The organism is Pseudoxanthomonas fibrivorans (assembly GCF_041464125.1).
Lineage (GTDB): Bacteria > Pseudomonadota > Gammaproteobacteria > Xanthomonadales > Xanthomonadaceae > Pseudoxanthomonas.
Genome location: NZ_JBGNUG010000001.1, coordinates 1,228,940 through 1,250,181 on the forward strand (window position 1 = coordinate 1,228,940; position 21,242 = coordinate 1,250,181).

Here is a 21,242-nt window from a genome sequence, read left to right on the forward strand (position 1 = left end):
TCCTGCCCCGCTCCTCGCGCGCGCCCCGCCTGGCTGGACCTGGCCGGCGGGGCGACCGGGACCCGCACTAGGAATCGGCCGCCAGCGCGCGCAGCCGTTCGCCGACCAGCACGACATTGGCGCCGGTGCCCTCCAGCGCCTTGCGCCGCGCCGGCGTCAGCAGCTGGCGGACCGCCGCTTCCAGCGTCTCGACCTGCGCCTGGCGCGCCGCCGCGTCGGCGCGGATACGTCCATCCAGCACCGCCCGCTCGCCCGCCTGCGGCAGTCCGTAGCCCGGCACGCCCTCGAGCCAGGACGCCGGCCGGCTGAAGGCGCCGCCGAGGCGCAGGAATTCCTGCAGTGGCGCGGCGACCTCCGCCGCCACCTCCACCGACCGCGCATCGCGCAGCCAGCGGCGCTTGAGTTCGTCGCGCGCCAGCACCTCCTGCTGGCGCAGGGCCGCCGACTCCAGTACCAGCAGCGCCGCGGCGCCCTTCAGGCCGGCGCGGCGCAAGGCCGGTTCGCGCGCCGACGGCGGCAACGCCAGCCAGGCCTGCGCATCGGCGGCCGGCAGTCCGAGTTCGTCGCGCGCGATCGCGTACATCGCGTCGAAGCGCGCGTTCGCCGGCTCGAACCAGTAGCCGAGCCGCGCCTGCCCGTCCGCGTCCATGGGCACGTCGCCCTCGGCGGTGACGCCCGCGTCGCGCAGGCGCCCGAGCAGGCCGTTCGGGCGGATGCTCGACAGCGGCAGCGCGGCCAGGCGCGGCACCGCGTCGTGCAGCAGCTTCCAGGTCTCCACCGCGCAGTTGTTGGAGACGAAGTAGTAGCGCCCGTCGTAGCTCCAGTGCAGCTGCGCCGCACGCGTGGCCACCGCTTCGACTTCCCCGCGCGACAGCGCCAGCGGCACCGAGCGCAGGCCGCGGAGCTCGACCCGGGTGTATTCGTCGACCACCTGTCCCAGCGGCAGCGCGAACAGCCGGGACGGGTACGACCCGGTCAGCCCGCGCCAGCTGGAAACCTGGACGTCGCCGACGAAGGCCCGGAACGACAGCACCAGGTGGTGCTGCAGGTCGAGGCGGCAGTCCGGGCCGCGCGGCCGTCCAGGCGCGCAGACCACCAGCCGCAGCATGCTGTGGCCCCATGCGCTCATCGCCCGCTCGTTGCCTTCGGCCAGCAGGTAGTCGATCCCGTAGATGCGCTCCGGGTCGAGCCGTCGCTGCGGATCGTCGCTGCGCACCTCGTCGCCGACGAACAGCAAGCCACCGGCGCAGGCCGAGCGCCGTGGCGGCGTCCACCCGAAGTGCGCATCGAGCAACGCGGCCAGCTGCGGTCGACGGCAGGCGTAGGCCGGGTCGAGCAGGTAGTGCTCGAGGTTGACGGCCAGGTACTCCTTCGGCGAATCCAGTTCGTACGGATCGGGCGACCGGTCGCGGAAATCGTTGTGCGCGCGGCGACCCGGACCCAGCGCCGCGACCTGCCAGCCGGCCAGGTCGAGGAAACGGGGGTCGCGGGAAAGTCCGCCGGCGCGCGTGCGGTCGTACAGGTGCGCCAGTTCGTGCAACAGGGCCGCCAGCGCGGCGCGGGTCGCGGGATCATCGACGCCGGCGCCGGCTGGACGCGCCATCCAGCCGGCGAGCAGCCGCCGGTCCAGCAGGATCGCGTCGCGCTTCGCCCGGCCATGGACGCCGGCGGGCAGGTCGTCACGCCAGGCGAAGGCGATCGGCCGGTGCAGCGCGGACGACCATGCCGGCGGCAGCGACTCCAGCCCCTGGGCGAGCAGTTCGATCGTGGCCGCGCGTTCGGCCGGCGCCAGCCCGCGGTCGTCCAGCGCCAGTCCGGGCGCCCGCGCGTCCGCCGGACCGCAGGCCATCCAGAACGCGGCGGCCGCGAAGGCGGCCCACAGGCGGGTCATGGCGCCGGCTGCGCGGAGACCCGCGGGGTCACCCGGTCAACGCCGGGCGAGGATCGCCCGGGCCAGCTCCAGGTCGCTGGCGTCGCGCGCGGTCGCATCGCGCTCGCGCATCACCCGCAGGGCGGCTTCCAGGCGTGCGCTGCGCACCTGGCCGTCGCTGGCGACGAAGCCGGCCGCGTCCTCGCGCGCCTCGCGCACCAACTTGTCGTCGCCGCCGGAGGTGCTGTTGGAGGAGGCCGAGCTGCCGGCGGACGAGGCGCCCGCGGACGACCCGGCGGAGGTCCCGGCGAAACTGCCCGCCAGCGCCACCGGGGCGAGTGCGCACAGCAGGACGAGCGAAGCGGAAATGGCGGTGGCTTTCATCGGCAGTGGATCGGCAGTGCCGCGACCGCGGCGGAAGCGGCAAGATTACCCCGCGGCGCGGCGGTCGCGGCGGCACTGCATCGCGGATCAGGCGTCGAACAGCTTGCCGGGGTTCAGGATCCCGTTCGGATCGAACACCTGCCGGACCCCGCGCATCAGCGCGACTTCCGCTTCGCTGCGCGTGCTGGACAGGTACGGCTTCTTGACCAGGCCTATGCCGTGCTCGGCCGAGATGCTGCCGCCATGTTCCTGCAGCGCCCGCGCCAGCAGTTTGGTCACCTGCTCGCACTGGGCCACGAACTCCGCGTCCGGGCTGTCGTCCGGCTTGAGCACGTTGATGTGCAGGTTGCCGTCGCCGATGTGTCCGAACCACACCACGTCGAAATGCGGGTAGGCCTCGCCCAGCAGCGCCTGGGTCTGGGCGAGGAACGCGGGCATCGCCGAGATCCGCACCGAGACGTCGTTCTTGTACGGCTTGTAGCGGGCGACCGCCTCGGTGATGCCCTCGCGCAGGCGCCAGATCTGCTGGGCCTGGGCCTCGCTGGCGCTGATCACGCCATCGGCGACCCAGCCCTGCTCCATGCAGTGCTCGAACGCGGCCAGCGCCGCGGCCTCGGTGGCCTCGTCGTCGCTGGCGAACTCGGTGACCACGTAGTACGGGTACTCGTCCTCCAGCGGCTTCTGCGCGCCATGCGCCAGCACGTGGCGCAGCGCGCGGTCGGTGAAGAACTCGAACGCCTCCAGGCGCAGGCGGCCGCGGAATTCGGCGAACACCTGCATCAGCACCTCGAACGAGGGCAGCGCCAGCAGCATCACGTTGGTCGGCGGCGGCGGGTCGGTCAGGCGCAGGATCGCCTCCACGACGATGCCCAGGGTGCCTTCCGAGCCGACGATCAGCTGGCGGAAGTCGTAGCCGCTGGAATTCTTGACCAGCGCGCGGTTGAGTTCGAGCAGCTCGCCGGCCCCGGTGACCACGGTCAGCCCGGCGATCCATTCACGGGTGTTGCCGTAGCGGATCACGCGGATGCCGCCGGCATTGGTGGCGATGTTGCCGCCGATCGAGCAGGACCCACGGGCGCCGAAATCCACCGGGTAGACCAGGCCGTGCTCGCGGGCGGCGTTGTGCACCGCTTCGAGCACCATGCCGGCCTGCACGGTCAGGGTGCGGTCGACGGCATTGAAATCGAGGACCTTGTTCATCCGCTCCAGGCTCAGCACCAGCTCGCCGTTGGCCGCCACCGCACCGCCGGACAGGCCGGTGCGACCGCCCGAGGGCACCACGGCCACGCCATGGCGGTTGGCCCAGCGCACCACCGCCTGCACCTCCTCGACCGACGCCGGCAGCGCGATGGCCAGCGGCGCCGGGGTCCAGCGCCGGGTCCAGTCGCGGCCGTAGTGCTCCAGGTCGGCGGCGTCGGTCTTCAGGCGCAGGTCGGGGACCGACTGCAGCAGTTCGGCGAGGCGGGAATCGGTCATGGAGCGGGCGCGGGGTCGTGCAGCGGAGCGCGCAAGCGTGCCAGCGAAGCCGCGGTGCGTCCAGCGCGGCGGCGCCCCCGGAAAACGCCGCCGCGCCGCGGTTTCAGGGGCAACCTTCGAGGCGCCGCCATTGCGACGGAACGCCGCACACGGTGTTCCGCGGGATCGGCGAAAACGGCCATGCCGCAGTGCGGCAAACCGTCGGCGCATCTGGCATAGTTTGCGGCTCCCCGCCACGATCGCCGGAAGCGTCGCGCATGTCGCCCAAGAAGACCTCCTACCCGAAGCAGGACATCCGCGTGCTGCTGCTCGAGGGCGTCAGCCAGACCGCGGTGGAGACCTTCCGCGCCGCCGGCTACAGCCAGATCGAGTTCCACGAGAAGTCGCTGCCGGAGGACGAGCTCAAGCGGCGGATCTCAGAGGCCCATATCGTCGGCATCCGCTCGCGCACCCACCTGACCGCGGACGTGCTGGCCGAGGCCAAGCGCCTGATCGCGGTCGGCTGCTTCTGCATCGGCACCAACCAGGTCGACCTCGATGCGGCCGAGCTGGCCGGCATCCCGGTGTTCAACGCCCCCTACTCCAACACCCGCTCGGTCGCCGAGCTGGTGGTCGCGCAGGCCGTTCTGCTGATGCGCGGCATCCCGCAGAAGAACGCCGAATGCCACCGCGGCGGCTGGTCCAAGTCGGCCTCCGGCAGCCACGAGGTGCGCGGCAAGACCCTGGGCATCATCGGCTATGGCCACATCGGCACCCAAGTCGGCGTGCTGGCCGAGGCGCTGGGCATGCAGGTGGTCTTCCACGACATCGAGACCAAGCTCTCGCTCGGCAACGCGCGCTCGGCCGGCGGCCTGGACGAGCTGCTCGCGCGCTCGGACGTGGTCACCCTGCACGTGCCGGAGACGCCTTCGACCAAGAACATGTTCGGCGCCGCGCAGATCGCGGCGATGAAGCGCGGCGCGCACCTGATCAACGCCTCGCGCGGCACCGTGGTCGACATCGACGCGCTGGCCGCGGCGCTGGAATCGGGCCACGTCGGCGGCGCGGCGGTGGACGTGTTCCCGGTCGAGCCCAAGGGCAACGCGGACGCGTTCGTCTCGCCGCTGACGAAGTTCGACAACGTGATCCTGACCCCCCACATCGGCGGCAGCACCCTGGAGGCGCAGGACAACATCGGCGTGGAAGTGGCGGCCAAGCTGGTGCGCTACAGCGACAACGGCAGCACGCTGTCGGCGGTGAACTTCCCGGAGGTCACCCTGCCCGAGCACGAGGACAGCCTGCGCCTGCTGCACATCCACCGCAACGTGCCCGGCGTGCTGTCGAAGATCAACGAGATCTTCAGCCGCCACGCGCTCAACATCGACGGCCAGTTCCTGCGCACCGACGCGAAGGTCGGCTACGTGGTGATCGACGTGGCCGCCGACGAGGCGCAGGGCGCGGCGCTGCGCGAGGAACTGGCGGCGATCCCGGGGACGCTGCGGACCCGCGTGCTGTACTGAGCGCCGGGGCGCGCGACGCTTCGCGCGACGGCGGTCCGGGCGTTGCCCGGCGCTACATGGCCTTCCGCTCTCCGCCGCGCCGCAGGGCCGGCGGCGGATGTCAGCCGGCCTGCCGCTGCAGCCACTTGCCGGCCATGCGCCGCATCGACTCGTCGCAGGCCGGATCCCCGAGCAGCGCGTCGATGCCGCGCCACGCCAGGTCGTGGGACTCCTCGCTGACGACGTAGCGCTCGTCTTCGCCGGCGCGGACCACGTAGCGCACGTCGTAGTGCCAGTGGCCGGGCACCCCGGCGCGCTCCGGGATCCAGTGGCGGTCCAGGTCGAAGATCGCGCCATCCTCCAGCCGCAACCCGGGCACGCCGGTTTCCTCTTCGGCCTCGCGCAGGGCGACCGCCGCCAGGTCAGCGTCGCCGTCGGCATGCCCCCCGGGCTGCAGCCAGCGGTCCAGCTTGCGGTGGTGGGTCAGCAACGCGCGCCGCCCGTCGGCGCTGACGACCCATGCCGATCCGGTGAAATGCCCGGCCAGGCGGCCGCGGACGAAGGGATCGAGCGGATCGCCCAGCAACGCCAGGAACGCATCCACGGTCGCCGCCTCTTCCGGCCGGTCCTGCCGGTATCGCTCCAACTTCCGGTAAAAGTCCACGTACTGCATCGATCCTGGCCCACTGTGGCCGGTCCGCGTTCCACGGACGCCGTCGCCCTTCTTCGCCGCGGCACAGCTTGTGATCGCCCCGGCCGTTTGGCAAGGTACGGCGCTTGGGCCGCGCGCCGGGGGGCGATGCGGCGACCACATCACAGGCACACGGACGGCCGCCTCCAGGGGATACCACACGCAATGTCCAAGGGTCTATTCATCGTCAAGCCGGTCGAGCCGGCCGGCCACGTCGACGCAGGCGAGCCGGTGGAGGGCAGCCTTCGCGGCGAAGCCACCCTCAAGCGCACCCTGACCGCCCGCCACCTGGTCCTGCTGGGCATCGGCGCGGTGATCGGCGCCGGCATCTTCGTGCTGACCGGCCAGGCCGCGGCCAACCACGCCGGCCCGGCGATCATGCTCAGCTTCGTCCTGGCCGGCATCGCCTGCGCCCTGGCCGGCCTGTGCTACGCCGAGTTCTCGGCGCTGCTGCCGGTCTCCGGCAGCGCCTACTCGTTCTCGTACGCCACCCTCGGCGAGTTCACCGCCTGGTTCATCGGCTGGTGCCTGATCCTGGAATACCTGTTCGCCTCGGCCACGGTGGCCGTGGGCTGGTCCAGCTACCTGGTCAGCTTCCTGACCAGCACCCTGCACCTGCCTTTCCCGGCCGAACTGGCGCAGGCCCCGATCAACTGGAACGGCAGCGAATTCGTCGGCACCGGCGCGCTGTTCAACCTGCCGGCCATCGCCATCGTCGCGGCCATCTCCGGCCTGTGCTACGTCGGCATCACCCAGTCGGCGATGGTCAATGCCGTGGTGGTGGCGATCAAGGTGCTGGTCATCGCGGCGTTCCTCGGCTTCGGCATGCAGTACGTGGACCCGGCCAACTGGACCCCATTCATCCCCGAGAACCAGGGTCCGGGCAAGTTCGGCTTCGAGGGCGTGACCCGCGCCGCGGCGATCGTGTTCTTCGCCTACATCGGCTTCGACGCGGTCTCCACCGCCGCCGGCGAGGCCAAGAACCCGCAGCGCGACATGCCGATCGGCATCCTCGGCTCGCTGGCGATCTGCACGGTCATCTACATCGCCGTATGCGCGGTCCTGACCGGCATGACCCACTACTCGCTGCTGGGCACGGCCAAGCCGGTGGTCACCGCGATCGAACCCTACCCGTCGCTGGCGTGGCTGAAGACCGCCACCGAGATCGGCGCGATCGCCGGCCTGTCCTCGGTGATCCTGGTCATGCTGATGGCGCAGCCGCGCATCTTCTATTCGATGTCGCAGGACGGCCTGCTGCCGGGCCTGTTCGGCAAGGTGCACCCCAAGTACCAGACCCCGTACATCGGCACGATCATCGTCGGCGTGGTGGCCTGCGTGCTGGCCGGGCTGATGCCGCTGAACGTGCTCGGCGAGCTGGTCTCGATGGGCACGCTGCTCGCGTTCGCCACGGTCTGCGCCGGGGTCCTGATCCTGCGCTACACCCGCCCCGAACTGCCGCGTCCGTTCCGGGTGCCGGCAGCGGTCGTGCTGTGCCCGCTGGGCGTGCTGTCCTGCCTGTACCTGTTCTGGCAGCCGTTCACCGAGCACTGGAAGATCTTCGTCGGCTGGACCGTGGTCGGCCTGCTGGTCTACTTCGGCTACGGCTACCGGCACAGCCGGCTGCGCAACGGCCGCTGAGCCTCCACCCACCGCGGCCGGCCCCAGCGCCGGCCGCTTCGTTTCGACCTTCGGACCAACCCGGGAACAGCGCAATGGGCGCAACCACCGCACGCAAGATCGGCCCGGTCCTGGCGACCTTCGTGGTCGCCAACAACATGATCGGCTCGGGCTTCTTCCTGCTGCCGGCCACCCTGGCCAAGTCCGGCGGCGTGACCGCGCTGAGCTGGCTGCTGTGCACGGTGCTGGCGATGATGCTCGGCGGCGCCTTCGCCCGGCTCGCGCGGCACCATCCGGACCTGGAATCGCCCGACGACTACGTGCGGCCCTCGCTCGGCCGCGACGTCAGCTTCCTGGCCACGACCATGTACTGGGTCTCCTCGTGGATCGGCAACAACGCCATTGCCGTGGCCGCGTTCGGCTACCTGGTGATCCTGCTGCCGATCGAGGACAGCCCCTGCGTGCGCCTGGGCGGGCAGATCGCGCTGATCTGGCTGATGTTCGCGCTCAACCTGCTCGGCCCGCGGCCGATCGCGCGCTTCCAGTCGATGTGCGTGGTGCTCGGCCTGCTGCCGGTGGCGCTGATCCTCACCGCCGGCTGGGCCTACTTCGACCCCGCGGTCTACCGCGCGGCGTGGAACGTCTCCGGCCAGTCCGACCTGTCGGTGGTGATGCACTCGCTGGCGCCGATCTTCTGGGCCTTCGTCGGCCTGGAGACGGGCGCGATGGTCGCCGGCGTGGTCGACGACCCGGACCGCAACGTGCCGCGCGCCACCCTCGGCGGCATCGCGATCGCCGGCGTGGTCTACCTGGTCTCCTCGGTGCTGATGATGGGCATCGTCCCGGCGGCGGAACTGGCCGAGTCCGGCGCGCCCTTCGCGCTGGTGGCCGGCAAGATGTTCGGTGCCTGGGCGGTGCCGGTGATCGCGGCGGCCGCGGCGCTCAAGGCCAGCGGGACGCTCGGCGGCTGGATGCTGGTGACCGGCGAGTCCGGGGCACGGGCGGCGCAGCGCGGGTTCCTGCCGAAGGTGTTCGGGCGGCTGCGTGCCAACGGATCGGCCGGCACCGGCCTGTTCATCATCGCGGTGCTGATGACCCTGCTGGCGGTGCTGACCCTGTCGCCGACGGTGTCCGGGCAGTTCGAGACGCTGATCGAGATGGTGGTGATCCTGGTGGTGATGGCCTATGCGGCCGCGGGCCTGAGCCTGCTGCTGGGCACCCCGGAACGGCCGGCGGCGCGGCGCGAGCGCGTGCTCGGCATGGGCGCGCTGGTCGCATGCGGGCTGCTGGTCTATTCGACCCCGGGCAAGACCCTGGTCGGCGGCCTGGTGATCGCGCTGCTGGCGTGGGCGGCCTACCGCGGCTTCGCGCGCAGGCCTCCTCCGCCGGCGCGGTAAACTGCGCCGATGAACACCCCCCTGCCCTACGACCCCGCCCTGCTGCGCACCCGCGCCGAATCGATCATCGCCAACGTGCGCGAGCTGGCGCAGCTGGGCTGGACCCCGGCCACCAGCAGCAACTTCTCGATGCGCCTGGACGACCGGCATGCGGCGATCACCGTGTCGGGCCGGGACAAGGGCCGGCTGGTCGAGGACGACATCATGGTCGTCGACTTCGACGGCAAGGCGGTCGGGCGGCCGCTGCGCCCCTCGGCCGAAACGCTGCTGCACACGCAGCTGTACCGTCGCTTCGCCGACGTGGGCTGCGTGCTGCACACCCATTCGCTGGTGCAGACGGTGGCGTCGCGGCTGTACGCCGGCGCCGGCCGCGTGCACCTGGAGGGCTACGAGCTGCTCAAGGCGTTCGAGGGCAACAGCACCCACGAGATGGCGGTGGACGTGCCGGTCTTCGCCAACACCCAGGACATGGCCGTGCTGGCCGCGCAGGTCGACGCCCTGCTCGACCGCCAGCCGCTGTGGGGCTACCTGATCGATGGGCACGGCCTGTACGCCTGGGGCCGGACCATGGCCGAGGCGCGCCGCCACCTGGAAGCGTTCGAGTTCCTGTTCGCCGCCGAACTGGAACTGCGCCGGCTCGGCGCGCGCGGCTGAGCGGTTCCCCCGGCGCGGCAGGCCGTTGCGCCGGCGTTGTCGGTCGCGCCGGCCGCAGCTGGTACGCTTTGCGTTTCCCGCGGCCCCCGCCCGCTTCCCGCAGGTGACACCCCATGAGCCGACTGCGCATCTTCGACGAGAACGACCCGGGCCAGCCCCTGTTCGCCAGCAGCGACGGGCCGGCCATCGCCGCCGAACTGGAGAAGATCGGCGTGACCTTCGAACGCTGGCAGGCCAGCCAGCCGATCGCTCCCGGGGCCACGCCCGAGCAGGTCATGGACGCCTACCGTGCCGACATCGACCGGCTGGTCGCCGAGCGCGGCTTCAAGACCGTGGACGTGGTCAGCATCGCCCCGGACAACCCGAACCGCGGCGAGATGCGCAGGAAGTTCCTGGACGAGCACTTCCACAAGGAAGACGAGGTCCGCTTCTTCGTCGCCGGCTCGGGCCTGTTCACCCTGCACGTGGACGGCAGGGTCTACGAGATCGAATGCGTGAAGGACGACCTGATCGCCGTGCCCGACAGCACGAAGCACTGGTTCGACATGGGCGAGGCGCCGAGCTTCGTGGCGATCCGCTTCTTCACCGAGCCGGACGGCTGGGTCGGCCATTTCACCGGCACCGACATCGCGCAGAAGTTCCCGCGCTACTCGCCCGAAGCGGCCTGATCCCCGCGCACGAGCCCACCGCGCCCCTCGCCGCCGAGGGGCGCTTCATTTAGAGCCGCCATGACCCTCGCCATCCTCACCGACATCGAAGGCACCACCAGCAGCATCTCGTTCGTCCGCGACGTGCTGTTCCCGTATGCGCGACGCGCGCTGCCGGGCTTCGTCCGCGAACACGGGCACGAACCGCAGGTGCGGCAGTGGCTTGACGCGGTGGCCACCGAAGCCGGCGGCCTGTGCCAGGACGACATGGTGGTGGAGACGCTGCAGGGCTGGATCGACCAGGACCGCAAGCACACCGCGCTCAAGGCGCTGCAGGGCATGGTCTGGGCGGCCGGCTATCGCAACGCCGACTTCACCGCGCCGATCTACCCGGATGCGGCCCAGACCCTGCAGCGCTGGCACGCGCTCGGGCTGCCGCTGTACGTCTACTCCTCCGGCTCGGTGCCGGCGCAGAAGCTGTTTTTCGGCCACAGCGACGCGGGCGACCTGACCGGGCTGTTCTCGGGATGGTTCGACACCGAGGTCGGAGGCAAGCGCGAGCCGGACAGCTACGCCGGCATCGCCACCCGGATCGGGGTGAAGGCCCACGACATCCTGTTCCTGTCCGACGTGGTCGAGGAGCTCGACGCGGCGCGCGCGTCCGGCATGCAGACCGTGCTGGTCGACCGCCTCGAGGACTACCCGCAGCCGCGCTCGGGCGATGCCGCCCACGGGCATACCCGCGTGGCCAGTTTCCTCGAGGTCGAGCTGCCGCTCTGACCGGCATGGACCCGACCCGCCGCGCCACCCTCGCCGGCCTGCTGGCGATCCTGCTGTGGTCGTCGCTGGCGCTGCTGACCGTCGCCACCGACGGCCTGCCCCCGTTCCAGGTGCTGGCCATCGCCTTCGCGGTCGCCGGCATGCTCGGGCTGGGGCGCGCGGCGTGGCGCGGACGCGATGGCTGGGCCGAACTGCGGCAGCCGGCCGCCGCGCTGGCGCTGTCGACCGCGGCCCTGTTCGGCTACCACGCGCTGTACTTCATCGCGCTCAAGCGCGCCCCGGCGGTGGAAGCCAACCTGCTCAACTACCTGTGGCCATTGCTGATCGTGGTCTTCGCCGGCTTCCTGCCGGGCGTGAGGATCCGCCCCCTGCAATGGATCGGGACCGTGCTGGGCCTGGCGGCGGCGGTGCTGCTGGTGACCGGCGGCCAGCGGCTGACGGTGAGCGCCAGCCACCTGCCGGGCTATCTGGCCGCGATCGCCGCGGCGGTCATCTGGGCCGCGTACTCGGTGCTCAACCGCCGCCACGCGCAGGTGCCGAGCGCCGCGATCACCGTGGCCTGCCTCGGCGTGGCGGGACTCGGCGCGATCGCGCACCTGGTCTCCGAGCGCAGCGTGGCCCCGAGCGCGCCGCAATGGGGCGCGCTGCTGCTGATGGGCCTCGGCCCGACCGGTGCGGCCTTCTGGCTGTGGGACACCGGCACCAAGCGCGGCGACATCGCCCTGCTCGGCAGCCTGTCCTATCTGGCGCCGCTGCTTTCGACCGTGCTGCTGGTCGCGTCGGGCCGGGCGCAGCCGCATCCGGTGCAGGCGGTAGCCATCGCCCTGCTGCTGGCCGGCGCCTGGTTGAGCACCCGCTCGCGCTCGCAGGCGCGCAGCGAGGGCTGAGAACGCTTCGCGTTTGAACGCGAGCCGCGGGCGGTGGCTAGACTGCGCGCCACGCAGCCGGCACGCATCGCGTGCCCGCCACGCCATCCGAGCCAGCCAGCCCTTCGCCAGCCAGCCGCGGACATGCCGGACGCCCCTTACGGGGCGTTCCGCGTTTCAGGGCCCGGCCTCCTGCAGCGAATAGGTGGTCGCCGCCACCGCCTCGCCCTGCCAGCGATCGAACGCGCGCACCTCCACCCGGTGCTCGCCCACGGCCAGGTCGGTCGGCAGCGCGCCGCGCCACAGGTGCGTCGGCGGCACCGCTTCGGGCGAACGGTCGAAGCCGCGCAAGGCGGTGGCGACATCGTCGGCGACGTTCTCGACCAGCAGGCGCGGGTCGGCGCGTTCCACCCGGCGCATCGGCAGCCAGTCGCCGCCATCGACCCGGTATTCGACGCGCGTGCCGGCATCCCCCATGAAGACATTGGCGAACACGCCCCAGGCCGGGTACGCGCCACGCCGCAGCACGCGCGGCGCATGCAGCGCCATCGCCGGGGTGAACGCCTGCGTGCCGGCCGCCAGGCGCGCGGGGTGGTAGGCGAGCGCGTAACCGCCACCGCTGCGCAGGGAGAGCACCGCATAGCCGTTGGGCGTGCCATCGGCCATGGTCGCGTCCGGGATGCCCTGCGCGTCCGGCGCCCCCGACCAGAACGCGCCGCACGCGGCGCCGACGTTGTACTCGTGCAGCGGCGCCGCGCCCTGCCAGCCATCCTTCGCCGCGTGCCAGTAGTGCTGCTGGACATGGCTGTGCCCGCTGAGCAGCAGCACCTTCGGCCGGTCCTTCAGCAGCGCGAACAGGCGCGCCCGGTCGGCACCGCGGAAAGTCTCGCGCCCCCCGGTATCGAACACCGGGATATGCATGCCCAGCACCAGCAGCCGCTCCCGCGGCAGCTGCGCGAGGTAGTTGCCGAGGAACCGGAACTGGTCCTCGCGCAGTCCGCCGACGTATCCCGTGCCCCCCGGCCGCACCACGACATCGTCAAGGAACACGAATGCCGCGTCGCCTTCCTCGACGGCATAGGTGTCCGGGCCATAGGTCGCGCCCCAGGTGGCGAGCGAGGCGGCATCGCCGGTCGAGCCGGGATCGACATCGTGGTTGCCGGGCACGTGGAACCATGGCACGCCCAGCCGCACCGTCACCGCGTTGAGCGCCGCGTACAGCTGCACCTGGTCGTCCACCAGGTCGCCGAGGGTGACGCCCAGCGCGGCCGGGTGGCGGCCGATGATCGGCTCGACGATGTCGCGCCGGTAGTAGTCGATGTCGCGCGCGCTCTTGACCTGGCTGTCGGTGAACAGCAGCACCTCCGGCGCGGACACCGCGGGCCGGTCCTCCGCGACCAGGGTGAAATCGATGGCCATCGCACCTGCCGTGCGGTCCGCAGGCACCGTGCGCCAGAACGCGGGCAGGCCGTCTGCGGCCTCAGCGAAGCGGTAGCCGGGTGGCTTCACCACGAAGACCGTCTGTCCCGCCCCGGCCGCCAGCCGGTAGCGACCCTGCGCATCGGTGCGGACGATGTCGATCCCGTTGGAGACCGCGATGCCGGGGATGCCCTCGCCGGAGGTGGTGGTGCCGGTGGCCCGCAGCACGCGACCGGACACGTCCTGGGGGGCGCGGTCGGGCGCGGCGGCGAGGGTGGCGGGCGCCAGGCAGGCAGCCAGCAGCAGGGCGACGCGCGGCAGGATCGGCATGGTGGCTTCCGGAGGGACCCCGCGATTGTAGGAGCGCGCTCGCGCCCGCCGCCACCGCGCGGTGGCGGTGAGTCAGCCGCGCCGGTGCCGCTGTTCCAGCACTTCGACCGCATCGGCCAGCGACAGCCCGCGCGCGTGCAGCAGCACGGTGAGGTGGTAGACCAGGTCGGCCGATTCACCCAGCAGCTGCTCGTCGTTCTGGGCCACGCCGGCCAGTGCCGTCTCCACGCCTTCCTCGCCGACCTTCTGCGCGATCCGTCGCACCCCGGCCTCGAACAGGCGCGTGGTGTAGCTGCCTTCGGGGCGCTCGCGCGCCCGCGTGGCGACCAGCGCATCGAGCTCGCCGAGGAACCCGACGTCGGCGGCCGGCGCGGGCACGGCCGGCACGATCGCCGGCGCGACCTCGAAGCAGCTCACCCGCTGCAGGTGGCAGGTCGGCCCGCGCGGCCGCGCCAGGACCAGCAGCGCGTCCGAGTCGCAGTCCGTGCCCACGTCGACCAGTTCCAGCACGTGGCCCGAGGTCTCGCCCTTGGTCCACAGCCGCTGCCGGCTGCGGCTGTAGAACGTGACCAGCCGGTTGACCAGGGTCGCGCGCAGCGCATTGCGGTCCATGTAGCCGAGCATCAGCACGCGCAGGCTGTCGGCGTCCTGCACCACCACCGGCAGCAGGCCGTCGCCCTTGTCCCAGTCCAGGGCCTCGGGCAGCAGCGCCGGGCTGCGCGGCGCGCGCGCGTCGGCGGTCGGGGATTCAGGCATCACGCACCTCGATCTGGCGCTGCCGCAGGAAGCGCTTGAGTCCGGGAATGGGAATGGCGCCGCTGTGGAACACGCTCGCCGCCAGTGCGCCGTCGACGTCGGCCTGCTCGAAGACCTCGGCGAAATGTTCCGGCGCGCCGGCGCCACCGGATGCGACCAGTGGCACGTGGCAGAGTTCGCGCGCCTGGCGCAGCTGGACCAGGTCGTAGCCGCGGCGGACGCCGTCGCTGTCCATGCAGTTCAGCACGATCTCGCCCGCGCCGAGCCGCTGCGCCTCGGCGACCCAGTCCAGGGTGCGCACGGCCAGCGCGCGGGTCTTGGCCGGGTCGCCGGTGTTGGTGCGCACCCGCCACTGGCCGTCGGCCTCGAGCACCGAATCGATGCCCACCACCACGCATTGCACCCCGAACGCGTCGGCCAGTTCGGAGATGAGCGGCGGGCGCTCCAGGGCCGGCGAATTGATCGAGACCTTGTCGGCGCCGGCGTGCAGCACCCGGCGCGCGGTGCCGACGTCGCGGATGCCCCCGGCCACGCAGAACGGGATGTCGATCAGCTTCGCCACCCGCTCCACCCAGGCGTAGTCCACCGAACGCCCTTCCGGGCTCGCGCCGATGTCGTAGAACACCAGTTCGTCGGCACCCTCGTCGCGGTAGCGCAGGGCGAGTTCGACGATGTCACCCATGTCCACGTGGTCGCGGAAGCGCACGCCCTTGACCACGCGCCCGTCGCGCACGTCCAGGCAGGGAATCAGGCGACGGCTCAGCATCGCGGCGTCTCCTCGGCGAGGGCATCGGCCAGCGCCAGCCGGCCTTCGAGCAGGGCGCGCCCGAGGACCGCGCCGGCACAGCCGGCCAGGCGCGCATTGCGCACGTCGCCGGCGTCGCGCACGCCGCCGGAGGCCTGCACCGCCACCCCGGGGGCGAGCGCGCGCAGGTGCTGGTAGAGGTCCAGGTTCGGCCCCGACAGCATGCCGTCGCGGGCGATGTCGGTGCACAGCAGGTGGCGCAGGCCGGCCCGCACGTAGCCCGGGAGCAGCGCGTCCAGGGTCTCGCCGGCGTCCTCGGTCCAGCCGTGCACCGGGAGACGCCAGGTGCCATCGGCGTGCTGCCGCGTGTCCAGCGCCACGGTGACGCGGTCGCCGCCGAACTCGCCCAGCCATGCCGCCACCGCCTCCGGGTCGCGCACGGCCAGCGAGCCGACGACCACGCGCGCGGCGCCGGCGTCCAGCAGCCGGGCCACGTCCGCGCGCGAACGCACCCCGCCGCCCGTCTGCACCTGCAGCCCGGTGTCGCGGGCGATGGCGGCCAGCAGCGGCAGCAGCGTGTAGCCGCCGGCCTTGGCCGCGTCCAGGTCGACCAGGTGCATCCAGCGCGCACCGGCCGCGGCGAAGGCCAACGCGCGCGGCAGCGGGTCATCGCCGTAGCGGGTCTCGCGCGCGTAGTCGCCCTGCGCGAGCCGCACCACGCGGCCCTCGCGGATGTCCAGCGCCGGGTAGACGGTGAAGCCCATCAGAAATCCATCTCGACGAAATTGCGGAGGATGCGCGCGCCGGTGGCGGCCGAACGCTCGGGGTGGAACTGCGCCCCGCACAGGCGGGCGCGCTGCACCACCGACGCGAACAGGCTGCCATGGTCGGTCGCGGCCACCGTGTCCGCGGTGATCGGCGCGGCATAGCTGTGCACGAAATAGGCACTGGCGCCATCGGCCAGGCCATCGAGCAACGAAGATTCGCGCATCGCCCGCAAGGCGTTCCAGCCCATGTGCGGCACGCGGATGCCGGGCGCCCGCGGCAGCTTGCGCACGATCCCGGGCAGCAGGCCGAGGCAGGCCACGTCGCCCTCCTCGGAACGTTCGTACAGCAGCTGCATGCCCACGCACACGCCCAGCAGCGGCGCCTGCAGCGCGCGCAGTACCTCGACCAGTTCCAGTTCGTGCAGGCGGCCCATCACCTGCGCCGCGGTGCTCACGCCCGGCAGCACCACCCGGTCGGCGGCGCGGATCGCATCCGCGTCGGTGGTGACCTCCGGCTCGATCCCGAGCCGGTTGAGCGCGTAGCGCACCGAGCCCAGGTTGGCGCCACCTGCATCGACCAGCGCCAGCCGCATCACAGTGCTCCCTTGGTCGAGGGCAGGTCCGCGCCCTCGCGCCGGATCGCCTGGCGAAGCGCCCGCGCCAGCGCCTTGAAGCTGGCCTCGATCTTGTGGTGGTCGTTGTCGCCCTCGACCGTGATGTGCAGGTTCATGCCGGAGGCGTCGCACAGCGAGCGGAAGAAGTGCGGCACCAGCTCGGTCGGCATGTCGCCGACCCGCTCGCGCTGGAACGTGCCCTCGTACACCAGGTACGGCCGGCCGCTGAAGTCGAGCGCGGCGCTGGCCCGGGTCTCGTCCATCGGCAACGTAAAGCCGTATCGTCCGATCCCGCGCTTGTCGCCCAGCGCCTCGCGCAGCGCCTGTCCCAGTGCCAGCGCGGTGTCCTCGATGGTGTGGTGCTCGTCGATGTGCAGGTCGCCGTCGGCGTGGATCCTCAGCTCGAAGCCGCCGTGCTTGCCGATCTGCTCGAGCATGTGGTCGTAGAACGGCAGGCCGGTGTGGACCTGCGGCTCGGCGGCGCGGTCCAGGTCGACCTCGACCCGGATCCTGGTTTCCTTCGTGTTCCGCTGCACCACCGCGCGCCGTGGCGCGTCGGCCAGTTCGTGGGCGATGCCGGTCCAGTCCCACTCGCCGCCGAACTGCGCCGTCTTCAGCTGGAAGGCGCGGATGCCGAGGTTCTCCGCGAACTGGTTGTCGGTCGGGCGGTCGCCGACCATCGCCGAGCGCTTCCAGTCGATGCTGCGGTCCTGGATGTAGGGCAGGACCAGGCCGATGCCCGGCTTGCGCGTGGGCCTGTTCTCGTGCGGCCAGCTCGGATCGATCAGCACGTCGCGGAAGCTGATGCCCTGGCTTTCGAACACCTGCAGCATCAGCTGGTGCGGGCCGTCGAAGTTCGCCTGCGGATAGTCCTCGCTGCCCAGGCCGTCCTGGTTGGAGACGATCACGAACTGCCAGCCGGCGTCGCGCAGCTTCAGCAGCGCCGGGATCACGCCACGGACGAAGCGCAGCTTCTCGTAGGCGTCGATCTGGAAGTCCGCGGGCTCCTCGATCAGGGTGCCGTCGCGGTCGATGAACAGGATGGGGGTCATGCGGCGGCTTCCCTGGCGTCCAGTGCGGCCAGCACGCGGTCGTTCTGGTCCGGCGTGCCGATGGTGATGCGAAGGGCGTCGCCGAGCTGCGCCACGGCGCGCTGGTCGCGCACGACGACGCCGGCCGCCAGCAGGCGGTCGAATGCGGCACCCGGGTCGCCGAAGCGGACCAGCAGGTAATTGCCATCGGAGGGGTACACGCGCACCACGCCGGGCAGGGTGGCCAGTGCCTGCCGCAGGCGCGCGCGTTCGCTGCGCACCTGGGCCACGCGCGCCGAGGTCCGCGCCAGCGCCTCGTCCGACAGCGCGGCCACCGCCAGCTCGACGCAGGGCGTGGGCACCGGATACGGCGCCTGGCAGGCGCGCAACACGCGCACCAGGGCCGGATCGGCCACCAGGCTGCCGATCCGCGCCGCCGCCAGCGCATGCGCCTTCGACAGCGTGCGCAGCACGGCGATGTTGGCGTGCCTGGCCATCAGCGTGATCGCCGAGGGCTGGTCGGAGAATTCGCCGTAGGCCTCGTCCACCACCACCAGCGCGCGTCCAGCCAGGCGCGAGGCCAGCGCGGCGACGTCGGCCAGCGGCACGCTGCCGCCGGTGGGGTTGGAGGGCGAGCACAGGAACACCAGCTTCGCCCCGCCCTGCTCCGCCGCGGCGGCGACGGCGCCGAGGTCCACGGCAAAGCCCGCATCGCCGTCGACCAGCGGGACCTCGAGCAGCGGCGCGCCCTGCAGGCGGGCACTGACCGCGTACATGCCGAACACCGGCGGCGTCACCAGCACCGCGTCGCGGCCGGGCACGCACAGCGCGCGCACCAGCAGGTCGATGGCCTCGTCGCTGCCGCGGCCGACCAGCAGCTGCCCGGGACGGCAGCCGTACAGCCGGGCCAGCGCCTCGCGCAGCGCCGGCGGCTGCGGGTCCGGATAGCGCCGGCTGGCGCCGCCGGCGTCGGCCGGGTTCGCCCACGGGCTCTCGTTGGCGTTGAGCCAGACCTCGCCCTTGAGGTCGTAGGTGCGGGCCGATGCGTAGCCTCCGAAACCGCGCAGGTCCTCGCGGACCAGGTCCAGCAGCGCGTCGCTGCCCGTGTCGCCGTTCATGCGCGCGCTGCCTGCAGCCGCAGGACGACCGCGTTGGCGTGCGCGTCGAGCCGTTCGGCGCGCGCCATCGTCACCGCGCAGTCGCCGATCGCGCGGATGCCCTCGCGGCTGGCCGCCTGCACGCTGACGAAGTTCTGGAAGCTGGCCACGCTCACCCCGCTCCAGGCGCGCGCGGCGCCGTTGGTCGGCAGCACGTGGTTGGTGCCGCTGCAGTAGTCGCCCAGCGCCTCGGGCGTCCAGTCGCCGAGGAACACCGAACCGGCGGCCTCGACCCGGTCCAGCCATGCGCGCGGTTCGCGCAGCGCCAGGATCAGGTGTTCGGGCGCGTAGGCGTTGCTGATCGCGAAGGCCTCCTCGAGCGAGTCGACCCGCACCAGCCGCGAAGCGGACAAGGCCCTGCGCGCGATGTCCGCCCGCGGCAGCGCGGCCAGCTGCACGGCGAGCTGCGCCTCGACCCGGTCGACCAGCGTGGCGCTGTCGGACAGCAGCAGCACCTGCGAATCGGGGCCGTGCTCGGCCTGCGACAGCAGGTCGGCGGCGACGAAGGCCGGATCGGCGCCCTCGTCGGCGATGACCAGGACTTCGGACGGGCCGGCGGGCATGTCGATCGCCGCCGCGCCGGACTGCGCGACCTGGCGCTTGGCCTCGTCCACGTAGCTGTTGCCGGGACCGAACACCTTGTCGACCCGCGGCACGCTGGCCGTGCCGAAGGCCAACGCGGCGACCGCCTGCGCGCCGCCGAGCTTGAACACCCGGTCCACGCCGACCAGCCGGGCGGCCACCAGCACCGCCGGGTCGGCGCTGCCGTCGGCGCGCGGCGGCGTGCACAGCACCACCTCGCGGCAGCCCGCCAGTTTCGCCGGCACGCACAGCATCAACGCGGTCGACGGCAGCGGCGCGCTGCCGGCCGGGACGTAGAGGCCGACGCGTGGCACCGGCCGGACCATCCGTTCGCAGCGCACGCCCGGGGCGGTGTCGACGGCGTAGCCGGTGGCCATGCCGGCGCGGTGGAACGCCTCGATCCGCGAAGCGGCATCGACCATGGCCTGGCGCAGGTCCGGAGCCACGGCCGCTTCGGCGACGGCGAACTCGGCGTCGGACACCTCGAAGCGCGCAAGCTCGACCTGGTCGAAGCGCGCGGTCAGTTCCCGCAGGGCGTCGTCGCCGCGTTCGCGCACGGCCGCCAGCACCGAGGCGACCGCATCGCGGGTGGCCTGGGCGACGACCTGCACCGGGCGGGTCAGCGCGCGCCCGCGGGCGGCCGGGTCCAGCGCAGACCATTCCAGCCGGGTCCAGGCGCGCGCGGCGACGTCGACCGAAGCCGTGCTCATGTCAGCGACCTCTCGACCGCCAGCACCATCAGCCCGCGTGCACCGGCGCGCTCCAGTTCCTCCAGCTGCTGCCAGCTGACCGCGCCCTCGCACATCGTCTGCAACGACAGCGCGCCGTTGGCGGCCGGTCCACCCTGGCCCGGCACGACCACGAGCGGACCGGCGTCCTGCAACAGCCGCTCCAGCGCCGGCAGCGCGTCGCGCTCGGCATTGAACATCAGCAGCTTGCGATCCTTCAGCTGGAGCACCCCGTCCACCCGGCGCAGCAGCATCTGCGCCAGGCCGGCGCGTGCGTCGTCGAAGGCACTCGCCGGACCGGCGAGCACCGCTTCGCTGTCGAGCAGGTTCTCCACCGGCTTGAGGTGGTTGGCGGCGAGCGTGGCCCCGCTGGAAACCAGGTCGCAGATCAGGTCGGCGGTGCCCAGTCGCGGCGCGATCTCGACCGAGCCGGACAACTCCACCACCTGCGCGTCGATCCCCCGCGCGTCGAGCCAGTTGGCCAGCACCGCCGGATAGCTGGTGGCGATGCGCATCCCCTGCAGCTGCGCTGGCCCGGTCCACTCCCAGTCCTCGGGGACGGCGAGCATCAGCCGGCACTGGCCGAACCCCAGGCCCCGCAGTGCGCGATAGGCCTCGGGCAGGCCGTTGCGCGCGCGCTCGCCGGCCTGTTCGTCCAGCTCGTTGCGACCGACGATGCCCAGGTCGCAGACGCCGTCGGCGATCAAACCGGGAATGTCGTCGTCGCGGACCAGCAGCAGGTCCACCGGCAACGATTCGCCGTAGCAGAACAGCTTGTCGCGGCTCTCGCGCCAGCTCAGGCCGCAGGCGGCCAGGAGCGAGCGTGCCGGTTCGGCGAGGCGGCCGCTCTTCTGGATCGCGATGCGCAGGCGATCGCGGGTGGCGGTGCCGAGGGGCGGGGTCATGGGCTGTCCTGGGTGCTGGCCGTGGCGCCGCGCGGCAGGGCCAGCGCGTAGCCGCCGGCGCCGCGCTCGAGCGTGCGCGCGACCCGGCCGATGGTGGTGACGCTGACCTGGGTCAGGTCGTGGATCTCGCGGTACGGCACGCCCTGCTGCAGCAGCGGGACCACCTTCCAGCGGTCGGTCATGGCTTCCAGTTCGGCCGGCGTGCACAGGTCCAGCAGGAACGCCTTCACCGCGTCCGGACCCTCGAGCGCGGACAGGGCCTGCGCCAGGGCGGCCAGCGGTCCATCGGTGTCGCCCTCGTTGTCCTGTCCCCGCCGCTTCATCGAATCGCATGCCAATGTATTAATA

21 protein-coding genes are annotated in these 21,242 nt (G+C 72.2%); 7 read left to right on the top strand and 14 right to left on the bottom strand.

The features are described from left to right. Window positions 1-67 precede the first annotated feature (67 nt). The 3 genes from ACA089_RS05805 to ACA089_RS05815 all read right to left on the bottom strand — a co-directional run bounded on the left by ACA089_RS05805 (window position 68) and on the right by ACA089_RS05815 (window position 3,730). Window positions 68-1,891, bottom strand: coding sequence for a DUF7844 domain-containing protein (locus ACA089_RS05805; protein WP_372014389.1), 1,824 nt, complete (start codon window positions 1,889-1,891; stop codon window positions 68-70). 36 nt (window positions 1,892-1,927) lie between these two features. Beyond that, window positions 1,928-2,239 (bottom strand): DUF2388 domain-containing protein, encoded by a 312-nt coding sequence (locus ACA089_RS05810; RefSeq protein ID WP_372017682.1) that lies wholly within the window; start codon window positions 2,237-2,239, stop codon window positions 1,928-1,930. A 102-nt stretch (window positions 2,240-2,341) separates the two neighbouring features. Further along, on the bottom strand, window positions 2,342-3,730 hold the full coding sequence (locus tag ACA089_RS05815) for an FAD-binding oxidoreductase (protein WP_372014392.1): 1,389 nt from the start codon (window positions 3,728-3,730) through the stop codon (window positions 2,342-2,344). A gap of 257 nt (window positions 3,731-3,987) precedes the next feature. Between ACA089_RS05815 and serA the strand changes: the two genes are divergently transcribed. Then, window positions 3,988-5,229: a phosphoglycerate dehydrogenase gene (gene serA, locus ACA089_RS05820; RefSeq protein WP_372014394.1), complete on the top strand. Its 1,242-nt coding sequence runs from the start codon at window positions 3,988-3,990 to the stop codon at window positions 5,227-5,229. 100 nt (window positions 5,230-5,329) lie between these two features. Here the strand turns inward: serA and ACA089_RS05825 are convergent, their stop codons facing one another. Further along, window positions 5,330-5,872 (bottom strand): NUDIX hydrolase, encoded by a 543-nt coding sequence (locus tag ACA089_RS05825; RefSeq protein ID WP_372014397.1) that lies wholly within the window; start codon window positions 5,870-5,872, stop codon window positions 5,330-5,332. A 192-nt stretch (window positions 5,873-6,064) separates the two neighbouring features. Here ACA089_RS05825 and ACA089_RS05830 point away from each other — a divergent pair, with 192 nt between their 5' ends. The 6 genes from ACA089_RS05830 (at window position 6,065) to yddG (ending at window position 11,881) form a co-directional block, all read left to right on the top strand. Beyond that, window positions 6,065-7,537, top strand: a complete 1,473-nt coding sequence (locus ACA089_RS05830; RefSeq protein ID WP_372014400.1) for an amino acid permease — start codon at window positions 6,065-6,067, stop codon at window positions 7,535-7,537. 74 nt (window positions 7,538-7,611) lie between these two features. After that, entirely contained in the window at window positions 7,612-8,913 is a 1,302-nt protein-coding gene (locus ACA089_RS05835) for an amino acid permease (protein WP_372014403.1), read from the top strand. Window positions 8,914-8,922: 9 nt separating this feature from the next. Beyond that, window positions 8,923-9,567: a methylthioribulose 1-phosphate dehydratase gene (locus ACA089_RS05840; protein WP_372014406.1), complete on the top strand. Its 645-nt coding sequence runs from the start codon at window positions 8,923-8,925 to the stop codon at window positions 9,565-9,567. Window positions 9,568-9,680: 113 nt separating this feature from the next. Beyond that, window positions 9,681-10,235, top strand: coding sequence for a 1,2-dihydroxy-3-keto-5-methylthiopentene dioxygenase (locus tag ACA089_RS05845; RefSeq protein ID WP_372014409.1), 555 nt, complete (start codon window positions 9,681-9,683; stop codon window positions 10,233-10,235). 60 nt (window positions 10,236-10,295) lie between these two features. Then, the gene (mtnC, locus tag ACA089_RS05850; protein ID WP_372014412.1) at window positions 10,296-10,994 is read left to right on the top strand and encodes an acireductone synthase; all 699 of its coding nucleotides are present in this window, start codon (window positions 10,296-10,298) and stop codon (window positions 10,992-10,994) included. A gap of 5 nt (window positions 10,995-10,999) precedes the next feature. After that, the gene (gene yddG / locus ACA089_RS05855; protein ID WP_372014415.1) at window positions 11,000-11,881 is read left to right on the top strand and encodes an aromatic amino acid exporter YddG; all 882 of its coding nucleotides are present in this window, start codon (window positions 11,000-11,002) and stop codon (window positions 11,879-11,881) included. Between the two features lie 156 nt (window positions 11,882-12,037). Here the strand turns inward: yddG and ACA089_RS05860 are convergent, their stop codons facing one another. From ACA089_RS05860 to ACA089_RS05905, 10 genes are all read right to left on the bottom strand, one after another. Next, window positions 12,038-13,609: a calcineurin-like phosphoesterase C-terminal domain-containing protein gene (locus ACA089_RS05860; RefSeq protein ID WP_372014418.1), complete on the bottom strand. Its 1,572-nt coding sequence runs from the start codon at window positions 13,607-13,609 to the stop codon at window positions 12,038-12,040. 72 nt (window positions 13,610-13,681) lie between these two features. Beyond that, window positions 13,682-14,365, bottom strand: coding sequence for a bifunctional phosphoribosyl-AMP cyclohydrolase/phosphoribosyl-ATP diphosphatase HisIE (gene hisIE / locus ACA089_RS05865; protein ID WP_372014421.1), 684 nt, complete (start codon window positions 14,363-14,365; stop codon window positions 13,682-13,684). Next, on the bottom strand, window positions 14,358-15,131 hold the full coding sequence (gene hisF / locus ACA089_RS05870; RefSeq protein ID WP_372014423.1) for an imidazole glycerol phosphate synthase subunit HisF: 774 nt from the start codon (window positions 15,129-15,131) through the stop codon (window positions 14,358-14,360). The genes hisIE and hisF overlap by 8 nt, the downstream gene beginning before the upstream one ends. Next, window positions 15,125-15,874: a 1-(5-phosphoribosyl)-5-[(5-phosphoribosylamino)methylideneamino]imidazole-4-carboxamide isomerase gene (gene hisA / locus ACA089_RS05875; protein WP_372014425.1), complete on the bottom strand. Its 750-nt coding sequence runs from the start codon at window positions 15,872-15,874 to the stop codon at window positions 15,125-15,127. Before hisA ends, hisF begins: the two co-directional genes overlap by 7 nt. Beyond that, entirely contained in the window at window positions 15,874-16,473 is a 600-nt protein-coding gene (gene hisH, locus ACA089_RS05880; RefSeq protein WP_372014427.1) for an imidazole glycerol phosphate synthase subunit HisH, read from the bottom strand. Before hisH ends, hisA begins: the two co-directional genes overlap by 1 nt. Continuing rightward, on the bottom strand, window positions 16,470-17,543 hold the full coding sequence (gene hisB / locus ACA089_RS05885; protein ID WP_372014429.1) for a bifunctional histidinol-phosphatase/imidazoleglycerol-phosphate dehydratase HisB: 1,074 nt from the start codon (window positions 17,541-17,543) through the stop codon (window positions 16,470-16,472). Before hisB ends, hisH begins: the two co-directional genes overlap by 4 nt. Beyond that, window positions 17,540-18,640: a histidinol-phosphate transaminase gene (gene hisC / locus ACA089_RS05890; protein ID WP_372014431.1), complete on the bottom strand. Its 1,101-nt coding sequence runs from the start codon at window positions 18,638-18,640 to the stop codon at window positions 17,540-17,542. The genes hisB and hisC overlap by 4 nt, the downstream gene beginning before the upstream one ends. Further along, a complete protein-coding gene (gene hisD, locus ACA089_RS05895) occupies window positions 18,637-19,971 on the bottom strand; it encodes a histidinol dehydrogenase (RefSeq protein WP_372014432.1) in 1,335 nt (444 codons plus the stop codon). The genes hisC and hisD overlap by 4 nt, the downstream gene beginning before the upstream one ends. After that, window positions 19,968-20,894 carry an ATP phosphoribosyltransferase gene (gene hisG, locus ACA089_RS05900; RefSeq protein WP_372014434.1) on the bottom strand — a complete coding sequence of 309 codons (927 nt, stop codon included), beginning with the start codon at window positions 20,892-20,894 and terminating at the stop codon, window positions 19,968-19,970. Before hisG ends, hisD begins: the two co-directional genes overlap by 4 nt. Next, window positions 20,891-21,217 carry a YerC/YecD family TrpR-related protein gene (locus ACA089_RS05905; protein ID WP_372014436.1) on the bottom strand — a complete coding sequence of 109 codons (327 nt, stop codon included), beginning with the start codon at window positions 21,215-21,217 and terminating at the stop codon, window positions 20,891-20,893. The genes hisG and ACA089_RS05905 overlap by 4 nt, the downstream gene beginning before the upstream one ends. Window positions 21,218-21,242: the final 25 nt, after the last annotated feature.

Bases quoted from the DNA above. Each gene is read 5' to 3' on its own strand.
- hisB (WP_372014429.1), bottom strand. From the start codon at position 17,543: ATGACCCCCATCCTGTTCATCGACCGCGACGGCACCCTGATCGAGGAG.
- hisIE (WP_372014421.1), bottom strand. From the start codon at position 14,365: ATGCCTGAATCCCCGACCGCCGACGCGCGCGCGCCGCGCAGCCCGGCG.
- hisD (WP_372014432.1), bottom strand. From the start codon at position 19,971: ATGAGCACGGCTTCGGTCGACGTCGCCGCGCGCGCCTGGACCCGGCTG.
- ACA089_RS05815 (WP_372014392.1), bottom strand. From the start codon at position 3,730: ATGACCGATTCCCGCCTCGCCGAACTGCTGCAGTCGGTCCCCGACCTG.
- hisG (WP_372014434.1), bottom strand. From the start codon at position 20,894: ATGACCCCGCCCCTCGGCACCGCCACCCGCGATCGCCTGCGCATCGCG.
- ACA089_RS05805 (WP_372014389.1), bottom strand. From the start codon at position 1,891: ATGACCCGCCTGTGGGCCGCCTTCGCGGCCGCCGCGTTCTGGATGGCC.
- ACA089_RS05840 (WP_372014406.1), top strand. From the start codon at position 8,923: ATGAACACCCCCCTGCCCTACGACCCCGCCCTGCTGCGCACCCGCGCC.
- yddG (WP_372014415.1), top strand. From the start codon at position 11,000: ATGGACCCGACCCGCCGCGCCACCCTCGCCGGCCTGCTGGCGATCCTG.
- ACA089_RS05845 (WP_372014409.1), top strand. From the start codon at position 9,681: ATGAGCCGACTGCGCATCTTCGACGAGAACGACCCGGGCCAGCCCCTG.
- hisC (WP_372014431.1), bottom strand. From the start codon at position 18,640: ATGAACGGCGACACGGGCAGCGACGCGCTGCTGGACCTGGTCCGCGAG.
- ACA089_RS05905 (WP_372014436.1), bottom strand. From the start codon at position 21,217: ATGAAGCGGCGGGGACAGGACAACGAGGGCGACACCGATGGACCGCTG.
- mtnC (WP_372014412.1), top strand. From the start codon at position 10,296: ATGACCCTCGCCATCCTCACCGACATCGAAGGCACCACCAGCAGCATC.
- ACA089_RS05860 (WP_372014418.1), bottom strand. From the start codon at position 13,609: ATGCCGATCCTGCCGCGCGTCGCCCTGCTGCTGGCTGCCTGCCTGGCG.
- hisF (WP_372014423.1), bottom strand. From the start codon at position 15,131: ATGCTGAGCCGTCGCCTGATTCCCTGCCTGGACGTGCGCGACGGGCGC.
- hisA (WP_372014425.1), bottom strand. From the start codon at position 15,874: ATGGGCTTCACCGTCTACCCGGCGCTGGACATCCGCGAGGGCCGCGTG.
- ACA089_RS05835 (WP_372014403.1), top strand. From the start codon at position 7,612: ATGGGCGCAACCACCGCACGCAAGATCGGCCCGGTCCTGGCGACCTTC.
- ACA089_RS05830 (WP_372014400.1), top strand. From the start codon at position 6,065: ATGTCCAAGGGTCTATTCATCGTCAAGCCGGTCGAGCCGGCCGGCCAC.
- serA (WP_372014394.1), top strand. From the start codon at position 3,988: ATGTCGCCCAAGAAGACCTCCTACCCGAAGCAGGACATCCGCGTGCTG.